Consider the following 22,179-nt stretch of genomic DNA (forward strand, 5'->3'; position numbering starts at 1 on the left):
ATTGCGCTCAATCGCGCTTCGTCGCTTCCGCCGATTTCGTGTCGTCTCGCGCCATGCATTGCTGAAAGAAATGCAGCCGATCGCCATTCATCGGCACGGCCCCCGGTCGCTTGTAGGGGTAGACCATGTAGGCCGCGCGCAGGCAGCGCTTTGCGGTCTCGGCAGCGGGTGCGGCGACGGCGGCACGCGATGCCAGCAGGAGCGCCAGCACGACGCTGAACCGGACGGATATCCCGCTCACGGTTTCTCGCATTCCGAGTAGAACACGCCATTCGCAGCCGCCAGCCGCTGCAGGCAATGCCGCTTGTCGGTCACCGCGCCCTCGACGGTGAAATCGTAGGCCTGCGCCTTCAGGATCAGCGCGTAGCGTCCCGGCGCCAGCGGCGCGTCGTCGCGCGGCAGGATCTCGAACATCTGCGGATCGTCCTTGAGCGGCGCCGCGCGGAACGGGATCGAGATGTTGCGGATCACCCAGCTGTCGTCGCCCGGCGAGACCACCGGCTTGCCGGTCGCGTCGAACGTGGTCTGCTGGCTCACATGCGCGATCAGACGTACATCGATCGGATCGGAGGCGCCGCCGGCACCCTCGCGCCGGAACACAATGAAGCGGAGATGTCCGTCCGGCAGCGTGGTCTCGCTCGGCCTGGTGATCGCCGCCGAGATCGCCACCCGCGGATCCGGCGCACGCCCCTGGATCAGCTGCAACTCGTAGAGCTTGCCGTCGCTCTCGGCGTAGACGCCGTAGGCGGTCGGCAATGGCCGTCTCGGCGCCGGCGGCTCGGCCGCAGCGGCCGGCGCCGGCACGGCCGCGACCACCGCCGGCCTTTGGGCTTCGGGCGGCGCCGATGCCAGCGTGCCGGCAATCATCGCGCGGGCCGCGGCCAATGACACGCCGCGTTGCTGCAGCAGGACAACGGCCGCGATCAGCCCGAAGAACGCCAGCATGACAACGTAACGCAGCGGCGCCGACGACGACCATCGCGGTCCGCGCGCCACCGCGGCAGGCTCGACGCGATCGAGCGTCGTGACAAAGGCCGCCTCGGCATCGATCCGGGGCGATGCCTCGATCCGCCGTGCCGCACCCGCCGCTTCCAGGAATGCGGGCAGCGCCCTGGCCGGCGGCACCTCGAATTTCTCGATCACGTTGCTCTTGGTGTGCGCTTCGACGCCTTCGATCGCCACTTCCAGCGCCTGCATCAGACGCTGCTTTTCCGCCGGATCCTCGTGCGCGAGCTGCTGCAGCTTCTGCCGTGCGAGCTCGTAGACCGCGCTGCGCAGCTGCTGCGGGTCGGCGCTCACGGAATCGATGGTTCGCGCCAGCACCAGCGCGAACTCCACCTCGGGGTGCGCAGGACCGATGTCCCTGACCGTTCTCTGGGCCGGCGTCGGCGTCATAAATGTTAGTCTGGTTTGCCCATAATGTTACAACATTCTATGTGGATTTTACTGTTAACACAAACCACCGTGCCGGCCGATGACGCCACGGTTTGACCGTCCCGATCCGAGCAGCAGCAGGATTCATTGACCCGTTCTCTGCCCATCCCGGACCAGTGGTTGTTCGCGCCCAAGCGGGACCGCCGATCCTGGCCGGACATCCTGCTCCTCGCGGGATGGATCGCGCTGGTCGGCTTCCAGATCGGCCGTCACGTGATGTGGCGCGACGAAGTCCGGGCGCTCACCATTGCCCTGAACGGCGACGATCCGGTCGCCATGCTGAGAGGGTTGCATGGCGAGGGCCACCCTGCCCTCTGGTACCTTCTGCTGCGCGGCGCGCATGCCGTATTCGATCGGGTCGAGGTGCTGCCCGCCGTCGCCTTCGTGGTCGGGCTCATCACGGTCGCACTGCTGATCTTCCGGTCGCCATTCCCGCGGCCGTTGGTCCTGCTGCTGATCACGGGCCATGCGCTGTTGTTTGAATATGTCGTGATGGCCAGGAACTACGGCATCTCGGCCCTGTTCCTGTTCGCGATCGCGGCCTGCTATCGGGCCCACCGCGATCGCGGTCTGCTGCTCGGCGCGCTGCTGTTCCTGCTCGCCAACACCAACGTCGTCGGCGCGATCATGGCCGGCGCATTCCTGCTGTTCTGGCTGCTCGACCTGCTCGAGACCGATGGCTGGCGCTGGTCGCCGCAACTCACCAATTTCGCGATCAATGCAACGATCGCGACGATTGGCGTCGTGATCTGCGCGGTGACGATGCTGCCGACCTATAATGACGCCGCGGCCCGGGACTGGTCGCACGAGTCACCGCTGGCGGCCGCGATCCTTGCGCTGGTGAACCCCGGCGCGACGTCGCTGGGCGCGCTGTTTGCCAATCTGCTGCCGGGGATCGCGGGATCGGCGCTGCTGTTCGGCGCGACGCTCGGGCTTTTGCCGCGGCGACCGGCCTTTCTCGCCGCCATCGCCGCCCTGCTGCTGACGTCGTTGTTCTTCGCCGTCGCCGCCAACGGCGCCTACCGACATGCCGCGGTCTGGCTGAGCTTCCTGATCGCGCTTTACTGGATCGGCTGGAGCCGGGTCACCGCGCCATCCGGCTCTCGCGCATGGCTCGACCGGCGCTTGCCGGCGATCGGACGCGGGGCGCTGCTGCTGGTGCTGGCGATCCAGACCGCCGCCGGCATCAACGATTTGCGCAACGCGGTGACCGGCGTGGTCGCGAGCCGCAGCGCCGATCTCGGCCGCCTGATCGCCTCGCGCGCCGATCTCACCAATGCAGTGATCCTCGGCGAGCCGGAATGGCTGGTCGAGGCGCTGCCCTACTACGTCAAGAACCGAACCTATCTGGCGCGCGACCACAAATTCGGCAGCGTCGTGATCTTCTCGCGCAAGGGCAAGATGGACAGCGATCTCGGCGAGACCCTGCGCCTCGCCCGCGAGCTTCGCGACACGAGCCGCACGCCCATCATCATCCTGCTGGCCTACCGGCTCGACGAGATCACGCCCGACCGGAACTACGACGAAGGCAAGGACTGGCGGACGTTCCGTGCCTCAGCGGCGCAGATCCGCGATTTCCGCGAAGCGACCACGATGCTCCGCCGCTTCGGCCCCGCCAAGACCGACGAGAGTTTCGACGTCTACCTTCTCAACTAGGCGATCGATCAACGACGACAGAAAAAGGACCGCGCGATGGCGCTGATGGACAGCAAGGTCGAAGCCGGCAAGCCACCGGCCGCAAGCATCCGGCAGTATCTCGCTATCCTGCGGCTCGATCACAGCACCAAGCACATCTTCATCGTTCCCGGGATTGTCCTTGCCTGGCTGTTGCGCGGCCCGAGAGGCGAGCATATTGCAAGCGCGATCGTCCTCGGCCTCGTGGCCGCGATCTGCATCGCGTCGGCCAATTATGTCATCAATGAATGGTTCGACCGCGACTTCGATCGGCATCATCCGACCAAATCGCAGCGCTCCGCGGTCCAGAGCGCGATGGACGGCAAGATCATCGGAATCGAGTGGCTGCTGCTGGTCGCGCTCGGCCTCGTCTGCGCATCCGCGAGCAGCCGCCTGATGCTGTTCGCGACCGGCATCTTCGCCTTGCAGGGCATCGTCTACAATGTCCCGCCGCTCCGCAGCAAGGACAAGGCCTATTTCGACGTCATCTCGGAGTCCGTCAACAATCCGCTGCGGCTGTTGATCGGCTGGGCGATGATCGACCCGACCTCGCTGCCGCCGGGCTCGGTGATCCTGTGCTACTGGTTTGGCGGCGCGTTCCTGATGGCGGCCAAGCGGCTGTCCGAATATCGCGAGATTGCCGCGTCCCATGGCAGGGAGTTGCTGGCGCGCTACCGCGCGAGCTTCGCGCACTATACCGAGGTGTCGCTGACGGCCTCGTGCCTCAGCTATTCGCTGTTCTCGGTGTTCTTCCTCTCGGTGTTCCTGGTGAAGTACCGGATCGAGTATGTCCTGGCGATGCCGCTGGTGGTGATGCTGTTCACCACCTACTTCTCGATGTCGACGTCGCCGGGGTCGTCGGCGCAGAAGCCCGAGAAGCTCTATGGCGAGCGCGGCCTGATGCTGCTCGTGCTGGCGCTGGTCGCCGTCTTCCTGGTGGCAAGCCTTGTCGACATGCCGTTCCTCTCGCGGCTGGCCGAACAGCACTACATCACATTGAACTGAGGCCCCCGCGGCGGGGCTACCGCCGGCGCGGATGCGCCTTCTGATGCCAGGCCCAGGCCGAGCGAATGATGTAGCCGAGATCGGACCGGTTGGCCTTGAAGCCGAGGCCGCGCTCCGACCTGGAGGGATCGGCCACCAGGATCGGCGGATCGCCGGCCCGGCGCTCGCGCACCACGCTCGGCACCGCTTCACCGGTCTCGGCGCGGATCGCGTCGAGCACCTGGCGCACCGAATAGCCGGTGCCGGTGCCGAGATTGAACACGCCGCCGGCGTCGCCCTTCAGCAGCAGCTCGAGCGCCGCGATATGGGCGCTCGCGAGATCATCGACATGGATGTAGTCGCGCACCGCGGTGCCGTCAGGCGTGTCATAATCTTCGCCGAAGATCGCAAAGTCCGGCACGTGCCCCAGCAACGCCATCAGCGCGCGCGGAATCAAATGCGTCTCGGGATCGCGAAGTTCGCCGATGGTGACGGACGCGTCGGCGCCGCAGGCATTGAAATAGCGCAGGCAGACCGAGTTGAACCGATAGGCCGCGCGGTAGTCGGCCAGGATCTGCTCGATCATGAACTTGGAACGGCCGTAGGGATTGACGGTCGGACCTGCGGCACTCTCGGGAATTGGATCGCGTCCGGCGTTGCCGTAGACCGCGCCGGTGCTGGAAAACACCAGGCGGTCGCAGGCCGCCTCCCGCATGCCGCGCAGCAGGCCGAGCGTGCCGGCAACGTTATTGGTGAAATACTTCTGCGGATCCGCCACGGACTCGCCGACCGCACTGAACGCCGCGAAATGCATCACGGCGAGCGCATTGTGCTCGCGGATGGTAGCGGCGATCTTGTCGTGGTCGGCGACGTCGCCGATCACGAGCGGCCCCCATCGCACGAAATCACGGTGACCGGTGGACAAATTGTCGTAGACGACCGGCAGAAACCCGGCCTCGGCAACCGCCTTGGCGCAATGGGACCCGATGTATCCCGCGCCACCCGTGATGAGGATCGAACCCCTGCTCGCCATTTGAAAATGTCGCCCTGCGCGAACCAATCCCGCGCCTCAACCGGCGCAGTGATCGCATCGGTACGACATTCCATCCGAGGCGGCAAAATGACGATGGGAATAGCGTTAAGACCGAACGGATTTGCAGCCCAAGGGACGGTTAGCGCGACCCGAGCGGCACGTTGGTCCGTTGCCCGACCGGCGGCGCGTGCCGCGACGCTCTGCCATACGGGTAAGCCGGTGTTGCCGGCGGGACCGGCCGGGTCGCCTGCGGCCGCGATGTCGGAACACCGCCGCCCGGTCCATCGATCGAATAGCGCGTTGTGCCCTGCGTGGTCTGCCCGGTGCCCTGTGCAAGCACCGGCGTGGCTAGGGCGACGACCAGCGCCGCTGTTGTGACAAGGCCGGCCAGCTTCATGTCGATGCCTCGATGGGGTTGGATCAGGGTCAACCGTTGATGCCTCCAATCGTTCCGGCAATGTCGCCGCAGCGCGCTAGCGATCGTCGCCGATGCAAAAGATGGCGCGGCGAAATGTCTCGCCGCGCCATTTTCGATCGATGGGGCTCGTTCAGGAATTCAGGCGCCGGCCTGCGCGACGGCGGCCCAGTGATCGGGGTTCGCGGGGGTCTGCATCCTGACCCAACGATAACGCGCCTGCGACCAGCTGCGGATCTGCGCATTCAGATTGTCAAGCACGATGTCTCCACCCTTGGCGCGGACCACCAGCACGAGATGGTGCTCGCCGGAGGAAGTCACAACCTCGCTCAGCAGAAGGTCGCGCATCGGCCAGCCGCGAGCCAGGAACTCGTGGCGCTTGCTGACCGCATAATCGTTGCAATCGCCGCGCGCCGGATTGATCAACCATTCCTCGCCGGCAAGGCCGCGTTCGTTGCGCTGCGGCGCGATGCTGCGATTGACCGAAGCGTTGACCTCGATCAGGTCGGCGATGCGCTGCTTGGTCAGGCGCGTGGCGCCGCCGCGGAACACCATCCGGGCGCGGGCTTTCGGCTTGCACTCGTCGGCATAGCGCATGCAGAACATGGTGTAGGCCATCGGCGCCAGCGTCGGCTCGCTGAAGCGGATCTTCTCGATTACGCCGCGCAGCGGCAGCGGGAAGCCGACCATTCCAGCCTGGGTGTTCTGTGCGCTTGTCCCGAGCGCAAGGACGGCCAGAGCCAGGGCCATCACTCTCTTGACGTTGTACATTCTTCACTCCCCACAGTGACGGGAAGCATGTACGGGAAATGTCTTGAGCTTGGGCTCAAGCGCGCGGCGGCATTTGTTTCAAATGCGAGGGTGCGCGCGAGCAATCCGTTAACCAAGCCTGCGGGGCGCCGCCGTCAGGTCAAGGGCCGGTTGCGGCCCGAACTCTTTCGTTCCCATGCCGGCATGGTTGGCCTGTCGTGAAGCCGCCGGCGCGCTCTGTTAAATCGCCACCCGCTGCCTGGGCGCGATCCCGCACCAGCTCATCACGAGATCGGCGAGCATCTTGATCTCGAGATCCGCGGGTGTGCCGCCGGCGAAATCGGCGACCGATTGCCCCAAGGCGACGGCGCGCACATAGGCCGAGCGGCTGCCGATCATCGGCCCGATCTCCTCGTCGAGCGTATCCAGCTCCTCGATCAGCTGCTGGCCTTCGAGCGTGCGCTGGTCGACGCGGTTCGGCACGATCATGGCACGGAGCGCCGTTCGCCGCGTGGCACGCACTTCCCGCACGATGTCGAGCGTCCGCGCGGTGGCCTCGATGTCAAGGCCGGACGGCGTGCACGGCATCAGCACGATATTGGCGACCGCGAGCACGGCTCCCAGCACCCGATCGTTCGGCGCGGAGTCCACCACGATGATCTGATGCGGGATCTGGCGCATCAGCTTGGCCCATTCGGCGACCGGCCGGGTCTCCGGATCAAGCTGGTAGACGGGGAACGACAGATTGCCGGGCTCGGCCCAGTGACACGCGGACGCCTGCGAGTCGGCGTCGACCAGTCCGACCACGCCCGTGCGCCGATCCAGTTCTGCGGCGAGCAAGACCGCAAGGGTCGTCTTTCCGACCCCGCCCTTGCGCTGGGCAACCGAGATGACAAGCGGCATCGCAAACTCCTGGCGTTATCCCCCATACGTGCGCGGGAGGACACCTTCATCAACGAGCGTCAGCATCCGGGGCAGACAGACCCGCTTTGCGTCGTAATTGTCCCGCACGAAGCTGCGCGCCTTCATCCGCATCTTCTTGAAGGCCTTGGGCCGTGACAGCACCGAGAGTACCTGATCCGACAGCGCATCAATATCAAAAAACGGCACCAGCAGGCCGTTCCCGTCCGAGATGATATCGCGAAGCGGGGCGGTGTCGGATGCCACCACCGCACATCCCGCGCTCATCGCCTCCAGCAGCGACCAGGACAGCACGAAGGGATAGGTCAGATAGACGTGCACCGAGGAAATCTGCAGCAGCTCGAGATACGGTTCCCGAGGAATCCGGCCGAGGAAATGCACCCGGCGCAGGTCGATGTCCGACTTGATCTCGTCGAGGAACATCGACTTCCAGCTCGAGCCCTTGGGTGGGTTCGCGCCGTAGGATGTCCCGCTGCCGCCGACGATCACAACCTGCGCATTCGGCCGCGCGGCGAGGATCCTCGGCAGCGACCGCATGAAGATATGGAATCCGCGCACCGGCTCGAGGTTGCGCGAGACGTAGGTGATCACTTCGTCGTCCGCCGACAGTGTCGCGCCGTTCGGAAGCTGAAACCGCGCGACGGGATTGGGCTTCACCTCGTCGGTGTCGACGCCCTCGTGGATCACCTCGATCTTGCTCTGAAACTCGGCGGGAAAGGTCGACCTCTGCCATGGCGTCGGCGAGACGCCCGTATCGCATTCCGTTAGCGCCAGCAGCGTGGTTGCATTCTTCAGATGGAGTGCGACATTGCCATCGAGGCCCGTCATGGGAAACTCGGGATCGAAGCCGACGTCCCTGCCCTCGGCACCGTAGTAGAATTCGCAATAGAGGATGATCCGCGCGCGCGGAAACATCGTGCGCAGCGGCAGCGTCTCGCCCCAACCGGGATGCGCGAAGATCAGGTCGGGCACGAAGCCCTGCCCCGACAGCGATGACAGCGCGTACAGAACCTCTTCGGCACGCCGCGATTCGACATCGAAGCGCCGGGCAAACGGATGGACGACCGCGGAATCCGTCTTGGTCGTCGAATATTTGAGCAGCCGGATATCCGGCGTCGTGCTGGCGGTCGACGAACCGACGGCAACGACCCTGTTGCCGGGCTGCTCTGCGAGCGCGCGCGCAATGTGGCGGTACTGGGCCGGAAAGTTATTGTGGACGAACAGGACGTTCATTGGCGGGCGAGCGCGCCCCCCGGCCGCGCGGTCTTCGATTGGGGTCAGGGTCTGCATCATCACCGGCGGTATGTCATCGATTGGCGAGCGAAACTATCTTACCGGATTAACATTAAGACCCCTTCTATCACACAGATTTTTGGGGCACACTGCGGGAGACTTACCAATCCATTCCGTTAGGCTCGCAGGCGACAATGAACGAACAGATTCAGCAGAAAACCATTGATCTGGCACGGGGTCTCTTCCTTGTTCGATACAATGGCGCAGATGATAAGGTGTCACCTCCGGTGGTGCGCGTATACGCGGATCGCGCCAGTCTTAACAATTGTAATATCATTACCGGGCCGGACGTGGTCAATGGAACCCTGTTTGCGCCCGAGACCGCGCTGGTCGTGTCGGTCGCCCGGCCGAGCCGCTTGATCGTCGAGGTCACGGCGGGGCGCGCCGGCGGGTCGACCGCCGCCAATATCAAGATCGAGCCGCTGACCCAGGGACAGCCGGCCGAGCAGCCGGCCAGCCAGCCGTTCGACATGTTCGAGCCGGAGGATGGCCCCGGCGAGTTGAGCGACCTCAAGCTGCTCGCCCATGTCGCGGGTCTGGGCGACGTGACGGTCGGCTCGAATGTCTGGATTGCCGGACCGTCCGCTCCGGCGCGGATCGAGGGAATTTCGCTCGAATGGCCCAACAAGCCGCGCGATCTCCAGCTGCAATATGCCGTCAAATTCGCCAGGCCGCAGCGGGGCGACAACCAGTTCGTTCCTCTCGGAACCTTTGCCGGAACCCGGGGACGCGCATTGGCCATCACCGGGTTCTCGCTGGAGGCCACGGGTCCCGGCGCGGATCGTTACGCCATCGCGGCTGAAACCATCTTCCTGGGGGCTCCGGCCCTGCGGGTCACCGGGAACCGGATCGTGGTGTCGGGTCCTTCGGGACGGGAACCGCTGGTGGGCCTCAAGCTCAATCTTGAGGAGCGCCGGGTGCAGGCAGCCCCTCTCGCGCCCCAGCAGCCGAGGCGGGTCGAGCCCGCCACTCCGATGCCGCGCCACGAGGAACCACGCCTCGAGGGACGGGTGCGCGTGTTCCGGAGCCGGCAGGGCGCCGTCAAGACGGCAGGCTGACCATGCGGGCAGATAAGGGCGCCACTTGACCGCCGACGCGCGCAGGATCGCCTTTACGTCCAAAACGCTCCACCACGTCGATCTTGAGCGGGCCGCTGTCGGGGCGCTCGAGGCGCGTGATTTCCGCCTGGCGTTCGCGCTCGCCGACCGCCGCTGCCGGATCCTGCCGCATCCGGGCGCCCGCGCCCATCTGCTGCGCGCAGAAGCGCTGTTTCATCTCGATCTCAGGGATGCGGCCATCGCCAGCGTTGCGAGGGCGCTCGAGCTCGAGCCGGACGATCTGGTCGCAGCCCGGCGAATGATGGCTTGGGGCGACGACCTTCAGCAGATCGAGGCGGCGCGAAGCGTCACGCGGCGTGATGACGATCCGGATTCGGTCAGGAGCGCCCTCCTTCTGCTCGAACAGAGCGGCCAGGACAGCTGCGCCCGCATCGACTTTCTCGATGAAGAGGTGAAGGGATGGGTGACGTGGCGCGGGCCGGACGACCCGCACCTTTCGCTGGCGCAGGCGGATCAATCCAGCACGATCCAGCTTCCCCCCGATCCACGCCACAGATTCGCGCGTGACGGGCGACAGGCTGCGAGCTTCCGTCTGATCCGGCCCGCATCCGCGACCTCGCAGCGCCTGCAGATCACGCAGGCGGACCGGGTGATCGCAAGTGTTCAACTCCCGGCCAACCGCGTTCCGGATCATCGGACCGCACCACGCCGGCCGGCTCGCCTTCGAAACGGCGAACCTCCTCCGCTCACCATCATCATCCCGGTATACCGGGATCTGGCCGCAACGCGAGCCTGCATCGACAGCGCGTTGAATGCGCTCGCCTGCACGCCGGGCTCGACCATCGTCGTCGTGGATGATGCGTCGCCCGAGCCCGACATCAAGCGCCTGCTCAACGAGTTCGCCGCCGAATTCCGCATCAGGCTCCTGACCAACGAGCACAATCTCGGCTTTGTCGGCGCGGTCAACCGGGCGCTCGGCGAGACCGGCGCCGGCGACGTCGTGCTGCTGAACTCGGACACGATCGTGCCGAAATACGCGCTGCAACGCCTGCGCAGCGCCGTGCAAGCGACGCCGCGGGTAGGCACGGCGACCCCGCTGTCGAACAACGGCGAATACACCAGCTTTCCAATCCCGAACCGGTCAAATCCCCTGCCCCCGCCCGGGGAAATCGAATTGCTGGACGAACTTGCAGGCAGGGCAAATTCCGGGATTGCGATCGACATCCCCAACGGCATCGGGTTCTGCCTCTACATTACCCGCGAATGCCTCGACGCCGTGTGCGAGCTCTCCGACGACTTCTATCGCGGCTATCTCGAAGACGTCGACTTCTGCCTGCGCGCAGCGGAGGCCGGCTTCCGCAACGTGTGCATTCCTTCGGTTTTCGTCGGGCACGAGGGCTCGCGCTCGTTTCTGGGCGAGAAGCGTTCGCTCGTGATGCGAAATCTTCGCGTTCTCGAACACCGTTACCGGCGCTATGCGACGGACTGCGCCGCATTCCTGATTGCCGATCCACTCCGCGATTGCCGGGCCGCGCTTGAGCTCAAGCTGCTCACGAACCAGCAGGTCGCCGCCGGCCCATCCGTCGTCCTCTGCGGCTCGTTCGCCGGTCGCGCAATTGCCATCAGGCGCTGCCGGCAGTTGGCGGCAGAGGATCAGCACGGTGTGGTCGTGCAGATCCGCTCCGAGGGACAACGCCAGCTGGCTGCGATGTTCGATCCGGATGGCGGAGCGCCGCAGTCGATCGCACTCGACGTTGCGACGCCTGAGGGCCGCGAAGCTCTTCTGAAGTCTCTCGCCGATCTCGGAATCCGATCGCTCGAGATCGCAGAGCCAAACCGCATTCCCGGCGCATGTCTGGCGCAGCTCACGCAACACTTTGCCTACGACCTCCTGATCACCGACACCGCGCTTGCAACGCGCGCGGCGGTTGGATCAGGCGTTCATCCGGATTGGACAAGCCTTGTCGCCGGGGCGCGGCGCGTGACTGCGATCGGTGGCGACGGCGCAGCCTTTTCGGAAGCCGTTCTCGGCCTGCAAGCCGTGAGGCTGAGCGACCCGCCCGCGCCGCCGGCGCTGTATCCCGCCGTGAGCGGCCCCGCGCGTCTCGGCCTGCCGGTCCTGCACGCCAGCGCCACGGAATTTCGCTTCATACGAGCGTTGAGCGATCAACTGGCCGACGCCGACGAAGACGTCGAGATCATCGTGCTGGGGAGTACCCTCGACGATCTCAAGCTGATGCAGCGCACCAATGTCGTCGTCACCGGCGATATTGTCGTCGACGACGTCGCCACGCTCATCGAAGGTCACGGCATCACCAAATTGGTTCTCGACATCGGCGAACCATCGTTTGGCCATCCGCTGGTGGACGCGCTGCTGGCAACCGGCCTGCCGATCGCCGCGACGGAATGGAGCCCGACGCCTCCGGGGCGCGGCCGAAGCACGGACCTGCAGCTGCAGCCAGGCTTTGATGCCGATGCAACGATTGCTGCCGTACGCGACTGGGCGGTCGATGACGTCCTGCTACAACCCGATCGGAGGAGCGGTCGACACCGGCGGCAGGTTGGCGCGCGGCTTCCATGATCGCGGCGGCCATGCAAGCGAGGAGAACGGCGTCGAATCCAGCCCCAGCAGCGGGCTGTAATAAGGATCGTCGAGCAGCACCTCTCCCCATTTCGCGCGCAGGATCGACAGCTCGCGCCTGAAGCGTGCCCTGCGATCCGGCGCGGAATCGCGGCCGCGGCTTGCCGACTCCAGATGAACGAGTTTCGCATCCGGCGTGAACACGATCCGCTTTCCGAGCTGGCGCAGCTTCAGGCACAAATCGATATCGTTGAAGCTGATCGGAAAGCGGATCTCGTCCATGCCGCCGACGGCCACGAAATCGCGCTTGCGCATCAGGAGGCACGCCCCCGTCACCGCCGAACATTCGTGCGCCACCTGAAGCAAATCGCCATAGCCGGGATCACCATCCATCCGGTCGTTGAAGGCGTGCGCGGCCGAGAAATTGGCCCCCAGCACCACTCCGCCGTGCTGCACGACGCTGCTCGGCCAGAGCAGCTTTGCACCGACGGCTCCGACATCGGGAGCCGCGAGCCGCCACAGCATCTCCGCCAACCAACTGTCGTCGAGCGCCTCGACGTCATTGTTGAGAAAACAGATGTTCTCCGTATCGACGCAAGCGACGGCGGCGTTGTTGATGAATGCGAAGTTGAAGGGCCCCTCGACCGAGATGACGTCGATTTCCTGCGCGGACAGGCTGTCCAGATAGTCCAGCGTTTCCGGCTCGGCCGAGCTGTTGTCGACGACAAGGATCCGGGCGTTCGTCTCATTTGCCGCCGGCATGACCGTCTCGATGCATCGCTTGAGCAGCTCGGCGCGATTTCTGGTCGGGATGATGATGGTGGTGCGCTCGCTCCAATCGACGGCGCGCTTGACCTGAACGGCCGGAAGAAGACCCGCTTTCCGCGGCTCGACATTGGCCTCGATGCCGGCCCTGGCAAAATAGGCCTTGCTCGCGGCGACCAGTTCGGCGGTGGCGGCGGATGCATCGATCCGCGGCAACGCCGCAACCGATCCCGGAAGATGATAGGTTCGATCCGGCTCCGCGCAGCAAAGGAAGATGTCGTAGAGCGACGTCGCCGATCGCAGCGCTTCCACGGCACGCTCCCGGCGCACTGCAAAACAATACGCCCCATAGCCCTGCTCGAGCGCGCGTTCGAGATCGAATGCGGAGAACGCCAGCGGCCAGACTGCGCCGGCGCCTGCAGCGACCTCGACGTCGCCATAGACGAGATCGCAGCCGGGTTCGGACGCGAAGAGGTCGGCGAAGCGCTGCAAGGCGTCTTCCGCGAGGATCGTTCCGCTCAGACAAAACACAAAGAACGCACTGCCGGCGGCATCGCCGTCGACAAACTCGCGCGCTGCCTTCGGGTCGAATTGACTGAACGCTCGCGCCGGCAGGGACACCGCCGACCAGGCGGAGTGCCGTTGGGCTTCGAGGCTTTCGATGCTCTCGTCCACCCTGACATCGCCGATCAGGACGACTGCCGCCTCGGATGCGATGTCAGACTGTTCAGATTGTGTCGTCGGCGAGAAGCGCTCTTTCCAGCCGCGGTAGGCGTGAAACGGCATCGAGGCCGGCAGCACCCGGTCGAACAGCTCTCCACGAAGCCGCTCGCTATCCCAGCGCCCGAGATCCGCGAGCGTTTGCTCCAATCCGCGATCGAAAGCGACGAAGGAAATCGGCTCCGAGATCAGGCTCCGTCCCGAAATCGTCCGCGCGGATAGTCCACGCATGCGACCGTCCGCAAAATGCTCGGGCAGATGAAAATCGATCCGGCGGCCGACGCCGAACTCGCCGCCCCGCGCAACGTTGGTCCACCCGGTCGGCTTCACGGTCATCACCGGGCGTTGCGCGATCAGGATTTCGATGTCCTCGTCGATGTCCTGAGCAAGCCAGCCTTCGAAGCGCAGACCTCCGACCCACTCGATATCGCCGATCCGGTGCCATCGCGCTTCCGGCGCAGCGACATCGCAGCGAATCGGAGCACCGACGGGAGTGCCGATATTCGCCAGCCTTGCCTCAATGATCCCGGCGTTCGCGCTGACCTGATCCTGCACGTTGAAGGTAAAGCCAAATCGAGCGTCGCCGATCCCGGCGTCGGCAAGCTCCGTTACAAACTCGTCACACAATGATGACATGTATGGCTCGCCGTCGACGAGCAGGTCGACGGTGTAACGTCGGCCGAGATCGGCGCGATCATAGACGAACCCGGAAAACGCCGTGCGATCGGATCTGGAGAACCGCGTTTGCAACGACGCGTATTCGGCTCCTGAGGGCTTCTGCTTGCCAATCGTCTTCATGCTCATGTCCACCCTCAAACGGCAGCTCGAATGTCGGTCGATTTCAAGTTGAGAATGTGTCCATGGTGCGCCCGAGGTGACTAGCGGGCGCTCAGCTGCACTGGGGCGATCACCGTTTGCACAAAAAGCCGCCGACCTCCAACACAAACTATGCGTTATAAAACTTGGCGTTGTCGGCGCCAATTGTGCTAGTGCTAACTCCTCCTCTCCACACTGATCGACGAGCGGATTCATGAAGATTGCAATGGTTGGAACGGGATACGTAGGTCTCGTGTCCGGAGCGTGTTTTGCCGATTTCGGCCATCAGGTCGTTTGCGTCGACAAGGACGCCGGCAAGATCGAAGCCCTGAAGCGCGGCAAGATCCCGATCTACGAAACTGACCTCGATAAGCTCGTCGAGACCAACGCCGCGGCCGGACGGCTGACCTTCACGACGGAGCTCGCGGGCGCCGTCGCGGACGCCGATGCCGTGTTCATCGCGGTCGGAACGCCCTCGCGGCGCGGCGACGGCCATGCGGACCTGAGCTACGTCTATGCTGCTGCCAAGGAGATCGGCGCGGCGCTCAAGAAGTTCACCGTGGTGGTGACGAAATCGACCGTGCCCGTGGGCACCGGCGACGAGGTTGAACGCCTGATCCGCGAAACCAATCCCGACGCCGATTTCGCCGTTGCGTCGAACCCCGAATTCCTCCGCGAAGGCGCCGCAATCCAGGATTTCCGCCATCCCGACCGCATCGTCGTCGGCACCGAGGACGATCGCGCCAAGAGGGTGATGGGCGAAGTCTATCGTCCGCTCTATCTGAACCAGGCGCCGATCCTCTATACCGCGCGACGCACGGCGGAATTGATCAAATACGCCGCGAATGCCTTCCTTGCCACCAAGATCACCTTCATCAACGAGATCGCCGATCTCTCCGAGAGGGTCGGGGCGAACGTGCAGGAGGTCGCGCGCGGCATCGGGCTCGACAACCGGATTGGAACCAAGTTCCTGCATGCCGGCGCCGGCTATGGCGGCTCCTGCTTCCCGAAGGACACCCGTGCGCTGTTCAAGACCGCGCTCGACCACGACGTCCAGCTGAAAATCGTCGAGGCCACGCTGACCGCGAACGACAACCGCAAGCGCGCGATGGCGCGCAAGGTCGCCAACGTGCTCGGCGGCGAACTGCGCGGCAAGACCATCGGCGTGCTCGGCCTGACCTTCAAGCCCGATACGGACGACATGCGCGAGGCCCCTTCGATCCCGCTGATCAACGGCCTGATCGACTTCGGCGCCAAGGTTCGTGCCTACGATCCCATCGGCATGGAGCAGGCACGCAAGGAATTGCCGGAGATCGAGTACTGCAAGGATGCCTATGAATGCGCACGCCAGGCCGATGCGCTGGTGATCGTGACCGAGTGGCGCCAGTTCCGCGCGCTCGATCTCAAGCGCGTCAAGCAGGAGATGAAGCATCCGGTCGTCGTCGACCTGCGCAACATCTACCGTCCGGACGAGATGGCCGCGCACGGCTTCACCTACGACAGCATCGGTCGGCCGCGCTGAGCGCTCGCGCCTGGCGACGATAGCCGCCGGCCGGTTCAATCCTGGAGCCTTGGTCCTGATCAAATCAGAACCAAGGCTCTTTTCTTGTCTGACGCGTTTTCTTCACGCGCACCGGCATCCGCTTCCGAAGCCGTCCTAAGCGTGGGCGGGCGCGCCGAGCTGGACAAACGCATCCAGTTCGCGCGCCAGCGCTTCCTGCCAGGTCGGCATCGCCACGCCGAACTGCGCCTTCAGCCGCGACAGATCCAGCCGCGAATTGCCCGGACGCACCGCCTTGGTCGGAAAATCGGCCGCTGGGATCGGAGCGATGTTCTCGACCGCCAGCGTGACGCCGCGAGACCTCAGCCCGCCGACAATGGCGGTTGCGAAGCCGTGCCAGCTGGTTTCGCCGGCGCAGACGAGATTGACGACACCTCCCCGGCGCACGAGCTGATCGTGCAACGTGGTGAGGTTCGGCAGGACGATGCCGGCGACCGCACCGGCGATCGCTGATGCCGTGGTCGGCGCACCGATCTGATCGGCCACGATCCGCAGCTCCTTACGCTCACCGGCGAGCCGCGCAATGGTGCGCAGGAAATTCGTGCCCTTTGCGGCATAAACCCATGAGGTGCGCGCGATCAGATGCGCCCCGCCCGCCGCCTGGATCGCGACATCGCCGGCAAGCTTGCTGGCGCCGTAGACCGACAGCGGTTCGGTCGGGCTGTCCTCGCGCCACGGCCTGTCGCCCGAGCCGTTGAAGACGTAGTCCGTGGAGAAATGCACCAGCGGCACGCGGTTCGCCGCAGCCCATTTGGCGATCGCTTCAGGTGCCTTCGCGTTGACCAGGAACGCCAACTCACGCTCGTCCTCGGCGCGATCGACGGCGGTATAGGCCGCCGGATTGATAATGAGATCGGGCTTCAGACTCTCAAGCTGGCTCGTCAACATCTCCGGCTTCGACAGATCGAACTCCGCGGTGGGCGGCGCGATGATCGTGCCGTGGCTTTCCAGCAAGGGCTTGAGCGCACTGCCAACCTGGCCGCGTGTTCCCGTCAACAAGATCCGCATCAGATTTTTCCATAGGTCGGAAGGTTGCTGGCGTCGGCGAGGAGCGGCGCGTCCGCATCCTTGGCCGACAGCTGTGGCTTGTCGACGCCCCACTTGATCCCGATCGCGGGATCATTCCACCGGATCGAGAGCTCGTCCTTGGGGCTGTAGAAATCGTCGCATTTGTAGAAGAAGTCGGCGGTCTCCGAGAGCACCACGAAGCCGTGGGCGAAGCCGCGCGGCACCCATAATTGCCGGCGGTTCTCCTCGCTCAATTCGACCGCGACATGTTTGCCGAAATTCGGACTGCCGACGCGCACGTCGACGGCAACGTCCAGCACCTTGCCGCGCAGCACGGAGACGAGCTTGCCCTGGGTGACCGGGTTTTGCAGATGCAGCCCGCGCAGCACGCCATAGGCCGAGCGGGACATGTTGTCCTGCACGAACGGACGCGTGATGCCGTGCTCGACATAACGCGGAGCCTGGTAGGTCTCGAGGAAGAAGCCGCGCTGGTCGCCGAACAGCTTCGGCTCGACGATCAGGACTTCAGGAAGCTCGGTCTTGATGACGTTCATCTAACATTTGTTCCAGTTTGACGCGCTTGAAATGTTAATTTCCTTCTCATAACAAACTTGTGCAGCGCACGCTATATGTTATGTTCTGATAGTCAAATTGTGAGGGACCATGAAAGGCATTATCCTTGCCGGTGGCACCGGCTCGCGCCTCTACCCGGTGACGACAGTCGTCTCCAAGCAACTGCTGCCCGTGTTCGACAAGCCGATGATCTATTATCCGCTGTCGACGCTGATGTTGGGCGGAATCCGCGATATCCTGATCATTTCCACGCCGCAGGACAAGCCGCTGTTCCAGCGCTTGCTCGGCGATGGCAGCGAGATGGGTGTCCGGTTCGCCTACGCGACGCAGGAGACCCCGCGGGGTCTTGCCGACGCCTTCATCGTCGGACGCGACTTCATCGGCGATGACTCTGTTGCCCTTGTGTTAGGAGATAACATTTTCTACGGCCACGGCCTGCCGAGCATGCTGTCGTCCGCCTCGATCCGCAAGAAAGGCGCCACCGTGTTCGGCTACGTCGTGAACGCGCCCGAACAGTACGGCGTGATCGAGCTGGACGGCACCGGCCGGGCACTCTCGATCGAAGAGAAGCCGAAGCGGCCGAAGTCCAACGTCGCGGTCACCGGCCTCTACTTCTACGACAATGATGTGGTCGACATCGCGGCCGGCATCAGGCCATCCCCGCGCGGCGAGATCGAGATCACCGACGTCAACAAGGCCTATCTCGAACGCGGCGATCTCTACGTCGAGGTGCTCGGCCGCGGCTTTGCCTGGCTCGACACCGGCACCCATTCCTCGCTGGTCGAAGCCAGCCATTTCGTCCAGATCCTGGAGCAGCGCCAGGGCCTGCGCATCGCCTGCCCCGAGGAGATCGCGCTGCGCCAGGGCTATATCTCGCTCGAGGCCTTCGCGAGGGTCGCACAGAAGACCGCCAAGAGCAGCTACGGCGAGTACCTGCTGTCGGTCTACCGCTCATTCCACGGCGAGCCGCGCGCGGCGGAGGTATTCAAACATGCGGTTTAAGGGATCGACGATTTTCGTCACCGGCGGCGCCGGCTTCATCGGCTCCGCCGTGGTCCGTCACCTGCTGCGCGACACCCACGCCCGCGTCGTCAACATCGACAAGCTGACCTATGCGGCAAACCTGGCCTCGCTGCCCCGCGCCGCCGAAAGCCTGAACTACACCTTCGAGAAGGCCTGCATCTGCGAGGCGCAGAACCTGCGCCGGCTGTTCGAGAAATATCAGCCCGACGCGGTGATGAACCTTGCCGCGGAAAGCCACGTCGACCGCTCGATCGACGGCCCCGGCGAATTCATCCAGACCAACATCGTCGGCACCTTCACGATCCTGCAGGAGACGCTGCGTCACTGGCGTACGCTCTCGCCCGAGAAGCGCGACCGCTTCCGCTTCCTGCATATCTCGACCGACGAGGTGTTCGGTTCGCTCGGCGACGAAGGGCTGTTCACCGAGACCACGGCGTACGCGCCGAATTCGCCCTATTCGGCCAGCAAGGCGTCGTCCGATCATTTGGTGCGGGCCTGGCGCGAGACCTACGAGCTGCCGACCCTGGTGACCAACTGCTCCAACAATTACGGCCCCTATCACTTCCCCGAAAAGCTGATCCCGCACATGATCATCAAGGGGCTCGCCGGCGAGCCCCTGCCGGTCTATGGCGACGGCAAGAACATCCGCGACTGGCTGTTCGTCGAGGATCACGCCAAGGCGCTGACGCTGGTGCTGGAGCGCGGCGAGGTCGGCGAGACCTACAATGTCGGCGGCCGCAACGAGCGCACCAACCTGCACGTGGTCGAGAGCATCTGCGACCTGCTCGACGAGGTCGTGCCGGCCGCGGCAGGCCCGCGCCGCCAGCTGATCAATTTCGTCGCCGACCGGCCCGGCCACGACCGCCGCTATGCCATCGACGCCACCAAGCTCGAAACCGAGCTCGGCTGGCGCGCCGAGGAGAATTTCGAGACCGGCATCGCCAAGACCGTGCGCTGGTATGTCGACGAGCAACCCTGGTGGCGCGCCATCCTGGACGGCGGCTACAAGGTAGAGCGCGTCGGCCTGAGCCAGTAGTCGCCGATCTTTCCAATCACCGGCGTGGATGGCCAACAGGACGTCGAGAAGCGCGATGACGACTCAACCAGATCTCATCGCTGCTTGACGAGCCGCGACCGCCTTCCGACGGTGGATTGGCAGCCACCCGCCAGACAACAACTCGAGAAACACGGAATCCCGTCATGAACATCGCAATGGACGGTCAGGAACTGACACTGTTCAAAAGTTTCGTGGACCTCTCGACGCGGTATCTGGAATTTGGCTCGGGAGGAAGCACTTGGCTGGCCTGTCAAACCAAGAAGGAGTGGGTCATTTCCATTGATTCCTCCGCGGAATGGCTCGCCAACGTTGCCGACGCCACGGGCGACGCGAGCACCAAGCCTTTGCTGCTGCACGTCGATATCGGCAAGCTGCGCGAGTGGGGTTATCCCGTGGAAAAGGACAAGGAGCGCTCGTGGCCCGAGTATCACGAACGTGTCTGGGAGCGCCCGGAAAGCAAGACCGCCGACCTGTATTTCGTTGACGGCCGGTTTCGCGTGGCTTGCTTCGTACAGTGCGTGCTTCACGCCGCACCGGGAGCCTTCATCGCAATTCACGACTTCGAGAATCGTCCCCACTACCATTCGGTGCGGACGGTCGCTCGCGAAATCGCGCGCGCCAACAACATGTCGATCTTCCAAAGGCCGGCAGAGATTGATCTCGTCGCCGCACAGCAGTTGCTTGCGAAATACCGGCTGGAACCGCTGTAGCCGATCGCTGCGGCCAGAGTAGCCGATCGCGGCGATCAAGAATCACTTCAAGCACACGATCGGGCGCGCAGCCTGGCGCGCCCTCCTCCAGCGAGGACATCGCTGTTCCCTTGAATTCAGCCCTGAATCAGTTTCTTCAGCTCCGGAAGAAACCTCTGGATCGTGGCGTCTTCGACATCGTTGCGATCGCGCAACGTGAAGAATTCCATTGCGCGGATCTTTTCAGGATCTCCATCGCCGAGCGGCCTGCCCCGCTCACGCTTCTTCAGCAATTGCTGCCGCGACTTCGTGTAGTAGTGATTGATCACGAGCTTGTTCCGCTTCGGAGCAGTGCAGCGCCCGCCGATCGGGAAGACAGGCGTGCCGTCCTCGTGAACGTAGCAACCCAAGACAAGCGATTGATGGGGATGCAGATAGGACACGATGGTGTCAGGCCGCACGATTGACTTCATGATGAAATGATCCGGGAAATCGTCCGGAGCACGACGCGTGAAGGATTCGATGCACAGACCGGCCGGCCTCGCGTCGTGACCGTTCGACCCGAAGTTCAACCAATGCACCGCCACCGCCGGCGCCGGCCCGAGCTCGGTCAAGACGTCCTTGATGTTGCCGGCCTGCGTCGGAAACAGATACTCATCGGCATCGATGAAGGCGCACCATTCGGCACAATTGCGGTAGCTGTCGATCGCATGCGAGAACGCGCGCATCTGGCCGAATTCCCCTTCCACGAAATGATAGGTGATCATTTCGGGCCACGGGAAGGACTCGATCACGGCACGAGTATCATCAGTGCTGCCGTTGTCGTAGAGGTAGAAGTGATCAACGCCGACCAGTTTGTGGAAGTGTAGCCATTCCAGCAGATCGTCGCCTTCGTTCTTGATGGCGCACACCACCGCCAAGCCGTGCTTCTTGCGATCGACCCCGGCGTAGAGCTTCTTGGCCTCCATCACGCGCAGGAGGCCGGCAAACTCTCGCCGCAGATTTTCACTTTTCGGGGCCGCAATGAGCGCGGCAAGATAGACATCCTGCGCTTCATGGGCGGACCCCATATTGAGGGCCGCGATTGCCAGGCGATGCAACACCCGCGAGTCGGATGGCATCTGCTTGACGAGGTCGAGAAGGATTCCACGCGCTCCGGCGAAATCGCATGCCTGCACAAGCGCCGCCGCCTTTGCAAACTGGAATTCCTTGTAATCACCGAATTGCTGCTCCAACTGCTTGACCGATTGGATCAGCTCGTCGGGTTTCGGATTTGCGATCCGCCCGGAAAAGAAATCTCTAAGCCTTGCCTCGATCTCACTTGCTGGAAGCGTATCGAGATTCACGCCTGAGCTGAAACTAGACAATGCTGGAATTTCCATGTCCAACCTGAGCCGCTCCCACGAGATCAACAAGCTATTAACATTGGTTCGCACCACGAATTCCCTATTAGCGCACATATCCTACAAGAATAAGGCTATAACACGCAGTGCTCACAATTAACTCTTGTAAGGTTATTTCGAGGAAAATCAATACAATAGAGCAAGGGGGCTCGACGTCATTTGCACGAAAACCGCGTCACAGGACCGGAACGATCGGAGATCGCCGATGGACGACGGGAATGAAGCAGTCCGCTAGTCGTTCGGGCTTACAAGAACGATGCTTTTGACATCGTTATCCGCAAGCCTCCCGCCCGGCGCGTTCAGCTTTTTGAGTTCCAGCACCCTGCTGCGGCTGCGGCACGCTCCAGACCTCTCGTCGGCGCAATTCGATCGGACGCCAGGCTCCCAGCCGACGAAGCGACGAAGCAATCGCTCGGTCTCC

General features: G+C 63.8%; 19 protein-coding genes. 8 read left to right on the plus strand and 11 right to left on the minus strand.

The features are described 5' to 3' along the window. Positions 1–7: 7 nt before the first annotated feature. Both QA635_RS27680 and QA635_RS27685 read right to left on the minus strand, forming a co-directional pair. Positions 8–241 carry a hypothetical protein gene (locus QA635_RS27680; protein ID WP_283062591.1) on the minus strand — a complete coding sequence of 78 codons (234 nt, stop codon included), beginning with the start codon at positions 239–241 and terminating at the stop codon, positions 8–10. Further along, positions 238–1,395 carry a hypothetical protein gene (locus QA635_RS27685; RefSeq protein ID WP_283062593.1) on the minus strand — a complete coding sequence of 386 codons (1,158 nt, stop codon included), beginning with the start codon at positions 1,393–1,395 and terminating at the stop codon, positions 238–240. The genes QA635_RS27680 and QA635_RS27685 overlap by 4 nt, the downstream gene beginning before the upstream one ends. A gap of 126 nt (positions 1,396–1,521) precedes the next feature. Here QA635_RS27685 and QA635_RS27690 point away from each other — a divergent pair, with 126 nt between their 5' ends. Both QA635_RS27690 and QA635_RS27695 read left to right on the plus strand, forming a co-directional pair. Next, a complete protein-coding gene (locus QA635_RS27690; protein WP_283062595.1) occupies positions 1,522–3,090 on the plus strand; it encodes a hypothetical protein in 1,569 nt (522 codons plus the stop codon). A 36-nt stretch (positions 3,091–3,126) separates the two neighbouring features. Then, complete coding sequence (locus QA635_RS27695) at positions 3,127–4,113, plus strand: UbiA family prenyltransferase (protein WP_283062596.1); 987 nt, start codon at positions 3,127–3,129, stop codon at positions 4,111–4,113. 16 nt (positions 4,114–4,129) lie between these two features. On the opposite strand, the gene galE is transcribed toward QA635_RS27695, so the two are convergent. From galE to QA635_RS27720, 5 genes are all read right to left on the minus strand, one after another. Continuing rightward, entirely contained in the window at positions 4,130–5,125 is a 996-nt protein-coding gene (gene galE, locus QA635_RS27700; RefSeq protein WP_283062597.1) for a UDP-glucose 4-epimerase GalE, read from the minus strand. 139 nt (positions 5,126–5,264) lie between these two features. Beyond that, positions 5,265–5,555 (minus strand): hypothetical protein, encoded by a 291-nt coding sequence (locus tag QA635_RS27705; protein ID WP_283062598.1) that lies wholly within the window; start codon positions 5,553–5,555, stop codon positions 5,265–5,267. 126 nt (positions 5,556–5,681) lie between these two features. Further along, the gene (locus QA635_RS27710) at positions 5,682–6,311 is read right to left on the minus strand and encodes a transglutaminase-like cysteine peptidase (RefSeq protein WP_283062600.1); all 630 of its coding nucleotides are present in this window, start codon (positions 6,309–6,311) and stop codon (positions 5,682–5,684) included. A 219-nt stretch (positions 6,312–6,530) separates the two neighbouring features. Then, on the minus strand, positions 6,531–7,193 hold the full coding sequence (locus QA635_RS27715) for a ParA family protein (protein ID WP_028345280.1): 663 nt from the start codon (positions 7,191–7,193) through the stop codon (positions 6,531–6,533). Positions 7,194–7,208: 15 nt separating this feature from the next. Further along, on the minus strand, positions 7,209–8,444 hold the full coding sequence (locus QA635_RS27720; RefSeq protein WP_057020241.1) for a glycosyltransferase family 4 protein: 1,236 nt from the start codon (positions 8,442–8,444) through the stop codon (positions 7,209–7,211). A 194-nt stretch (positions 8,445–8,638) separates the two neighbouring features. Here QA635_RS27720 and QA635_RS27725 point away from each other — a divergent pair, with 194 nt between their 5' ends. After that, positions 8,639–9,562: a hypothetical protein gene (locus QA635_RS27725; RefSeq protein WP_283062602.1), complete on the plus strand. Its 924-nt coding sequence runs from the start codon at positions 8,639–8,641 to the stop codon at positions 9,560–9,562. A 25-nt stretch (positions 9,563–9,587) separates the two neighbouring features. Next, entirely contained in the window at positions 9,588–12,143 is a 2,556-nt protein-coding gene (locus tag QA635_RS27730) for a glycosyltransferase (RefSeq protein ID WP_283062604.1), read from the plus strand. Here QA635_RS27730 and QA635_RS27735 read toward each other — a convergent pair. Then, positions 12,084–14,426 carry a glycosyltransferase family 2 protein gene (locus QA635_RS27735; RefSeq protein ID WP_283062605.1) on the minus strand — a complete coding sequence of 781 codons (2,343 nt, stop codon included), beginning with the start codon at positions 14,424–14,426 and terminating at the stop codon, positions 12,084–12,086. The genes QA635_RS27730 and QA635_RS27735 overlap by 60 nt on opposite strands. Positions 14,427–14,658: 232 nt before the next feature. On the opposite strand from QA635_RS27735, the gene QA635_RS27740 reads away from it, so the two are divergent. Continuing rightward, positions 14,659–15,966: a UDP-glucose dehydrogenase family protein gene (locus QA635_RS27740; RefSeq protein ID WP_283062606.1), complete on the plus strand. Its 1,308-nt coding sequence runs from the start codon at positions 14,659–14,661 to the stop codon at positions 15,964–15,966. A 135-nt stretch (positions 15,967–16,101) separates the two neighbouring features. On the opposite strand, the gene rfbD is transcribed toward QA635_RS27740, so the two are convergent. Together rfbD and rfbC are read right to left on the minus strand one after the other, a co-directional pair. Further along, positions 16,102–17,013: a dTDP-4-dehydrorhamnose reductase gene (gene rfbD, locus QA635_RS27745; protein WP_283062608.1), complete on the minus strand. Its 912-nt coding sequence runs from the start codon at positions 17,011–17,013 to the stop codon at positions 16,102–16,104. Further along, a complete protein-coding gene (gene rfbC / locus QA635_RS27750; protein ID WP_283062609.1) occupies positions 17,013–17,567 on the minus strand; it encodes a dTDP-4-dehydrorhamnose 3,5-epimerase in 555 nt (184 codons plus the stop codon). The genes rfbD and rfbC overlap by 1 nt, the downstream gene beginning before the upstream one ends. Positions 17,568–17,676: 109 nt before the next feature. Between rfbC and rfbA the strand changes: the two genes are divergently transcribed. The 3 genes from rfbA to QA635_RS27765 all read left to right on the plus strand — a co-directional run bounded on the left by rfbA (position 17,677) and on the right by QA635_RS27765 (position 20,376). Continuing rightward, positions 17,677–18,588, plus strand: a complete 912-nt coding sequence (gene rfbA, locus QA635_RS27755) for a glucose-1-phosphate thymidylyltransferase RfbA (RefSeq protein ID WP_018270712.1) — start codon at positions 17,677–17,679, stop codon at positions 18,586–18,588. Continuing rightward, positions 18,578–19,645, plus strand: a complete 1,068-nt coding sequence (gene rfbB / locus QA635_RS27760) for a dTDP-glucose 4,6-dehydratase (RefSeq protein WP_283062612.1) — start codon at positions 18,578–18,580, stop codon at positions 19,643–19,645. The genes rfbA and rfbB overlap by 11 nt, the downstream gene beginning before the upstream one ends. A gap of 164 nt (positions 19,646–19,809) precedes the next feature. After that, positions 19,810–20,376, plus strand: a complete 567-nt coding sequence (locus QA635_RS27765; protein WP_225161215.1) for a hypothetical protein — start codon at positions 19,810–19,812, stop codon at positions 20,374–20,376. Positions 20,377–20,492: 116 nt separating this feature from the next. Here QA635_RS27765 and QA635_RS27770 read toward each other — a convergent pair whose 3' ends face one another. After that, positions 20,493–21,737 (minus strand): glycosyltransferase family 92 protein, encoded by a 1,245-nt coding sequence (locus QA635_RS27770; protein WP_225161247.1) that lies wholly within the window; start codon positions 21,735–21,737, stop codon positions 20,493–20,495. Positions 21,738–22,179: the final 442 nt, after the last annotated feature.

It is taken from the genome of Bradyrhizobium brasilense (assembly GCF_029714345.1).
Lineage (GTDB): Bacteria > Pseudomonadota > Alphaproteobacteria > Rhizobiales > Xanthobacteraceae > Bradyrhizobium > Bradyrhizobium australafricanum.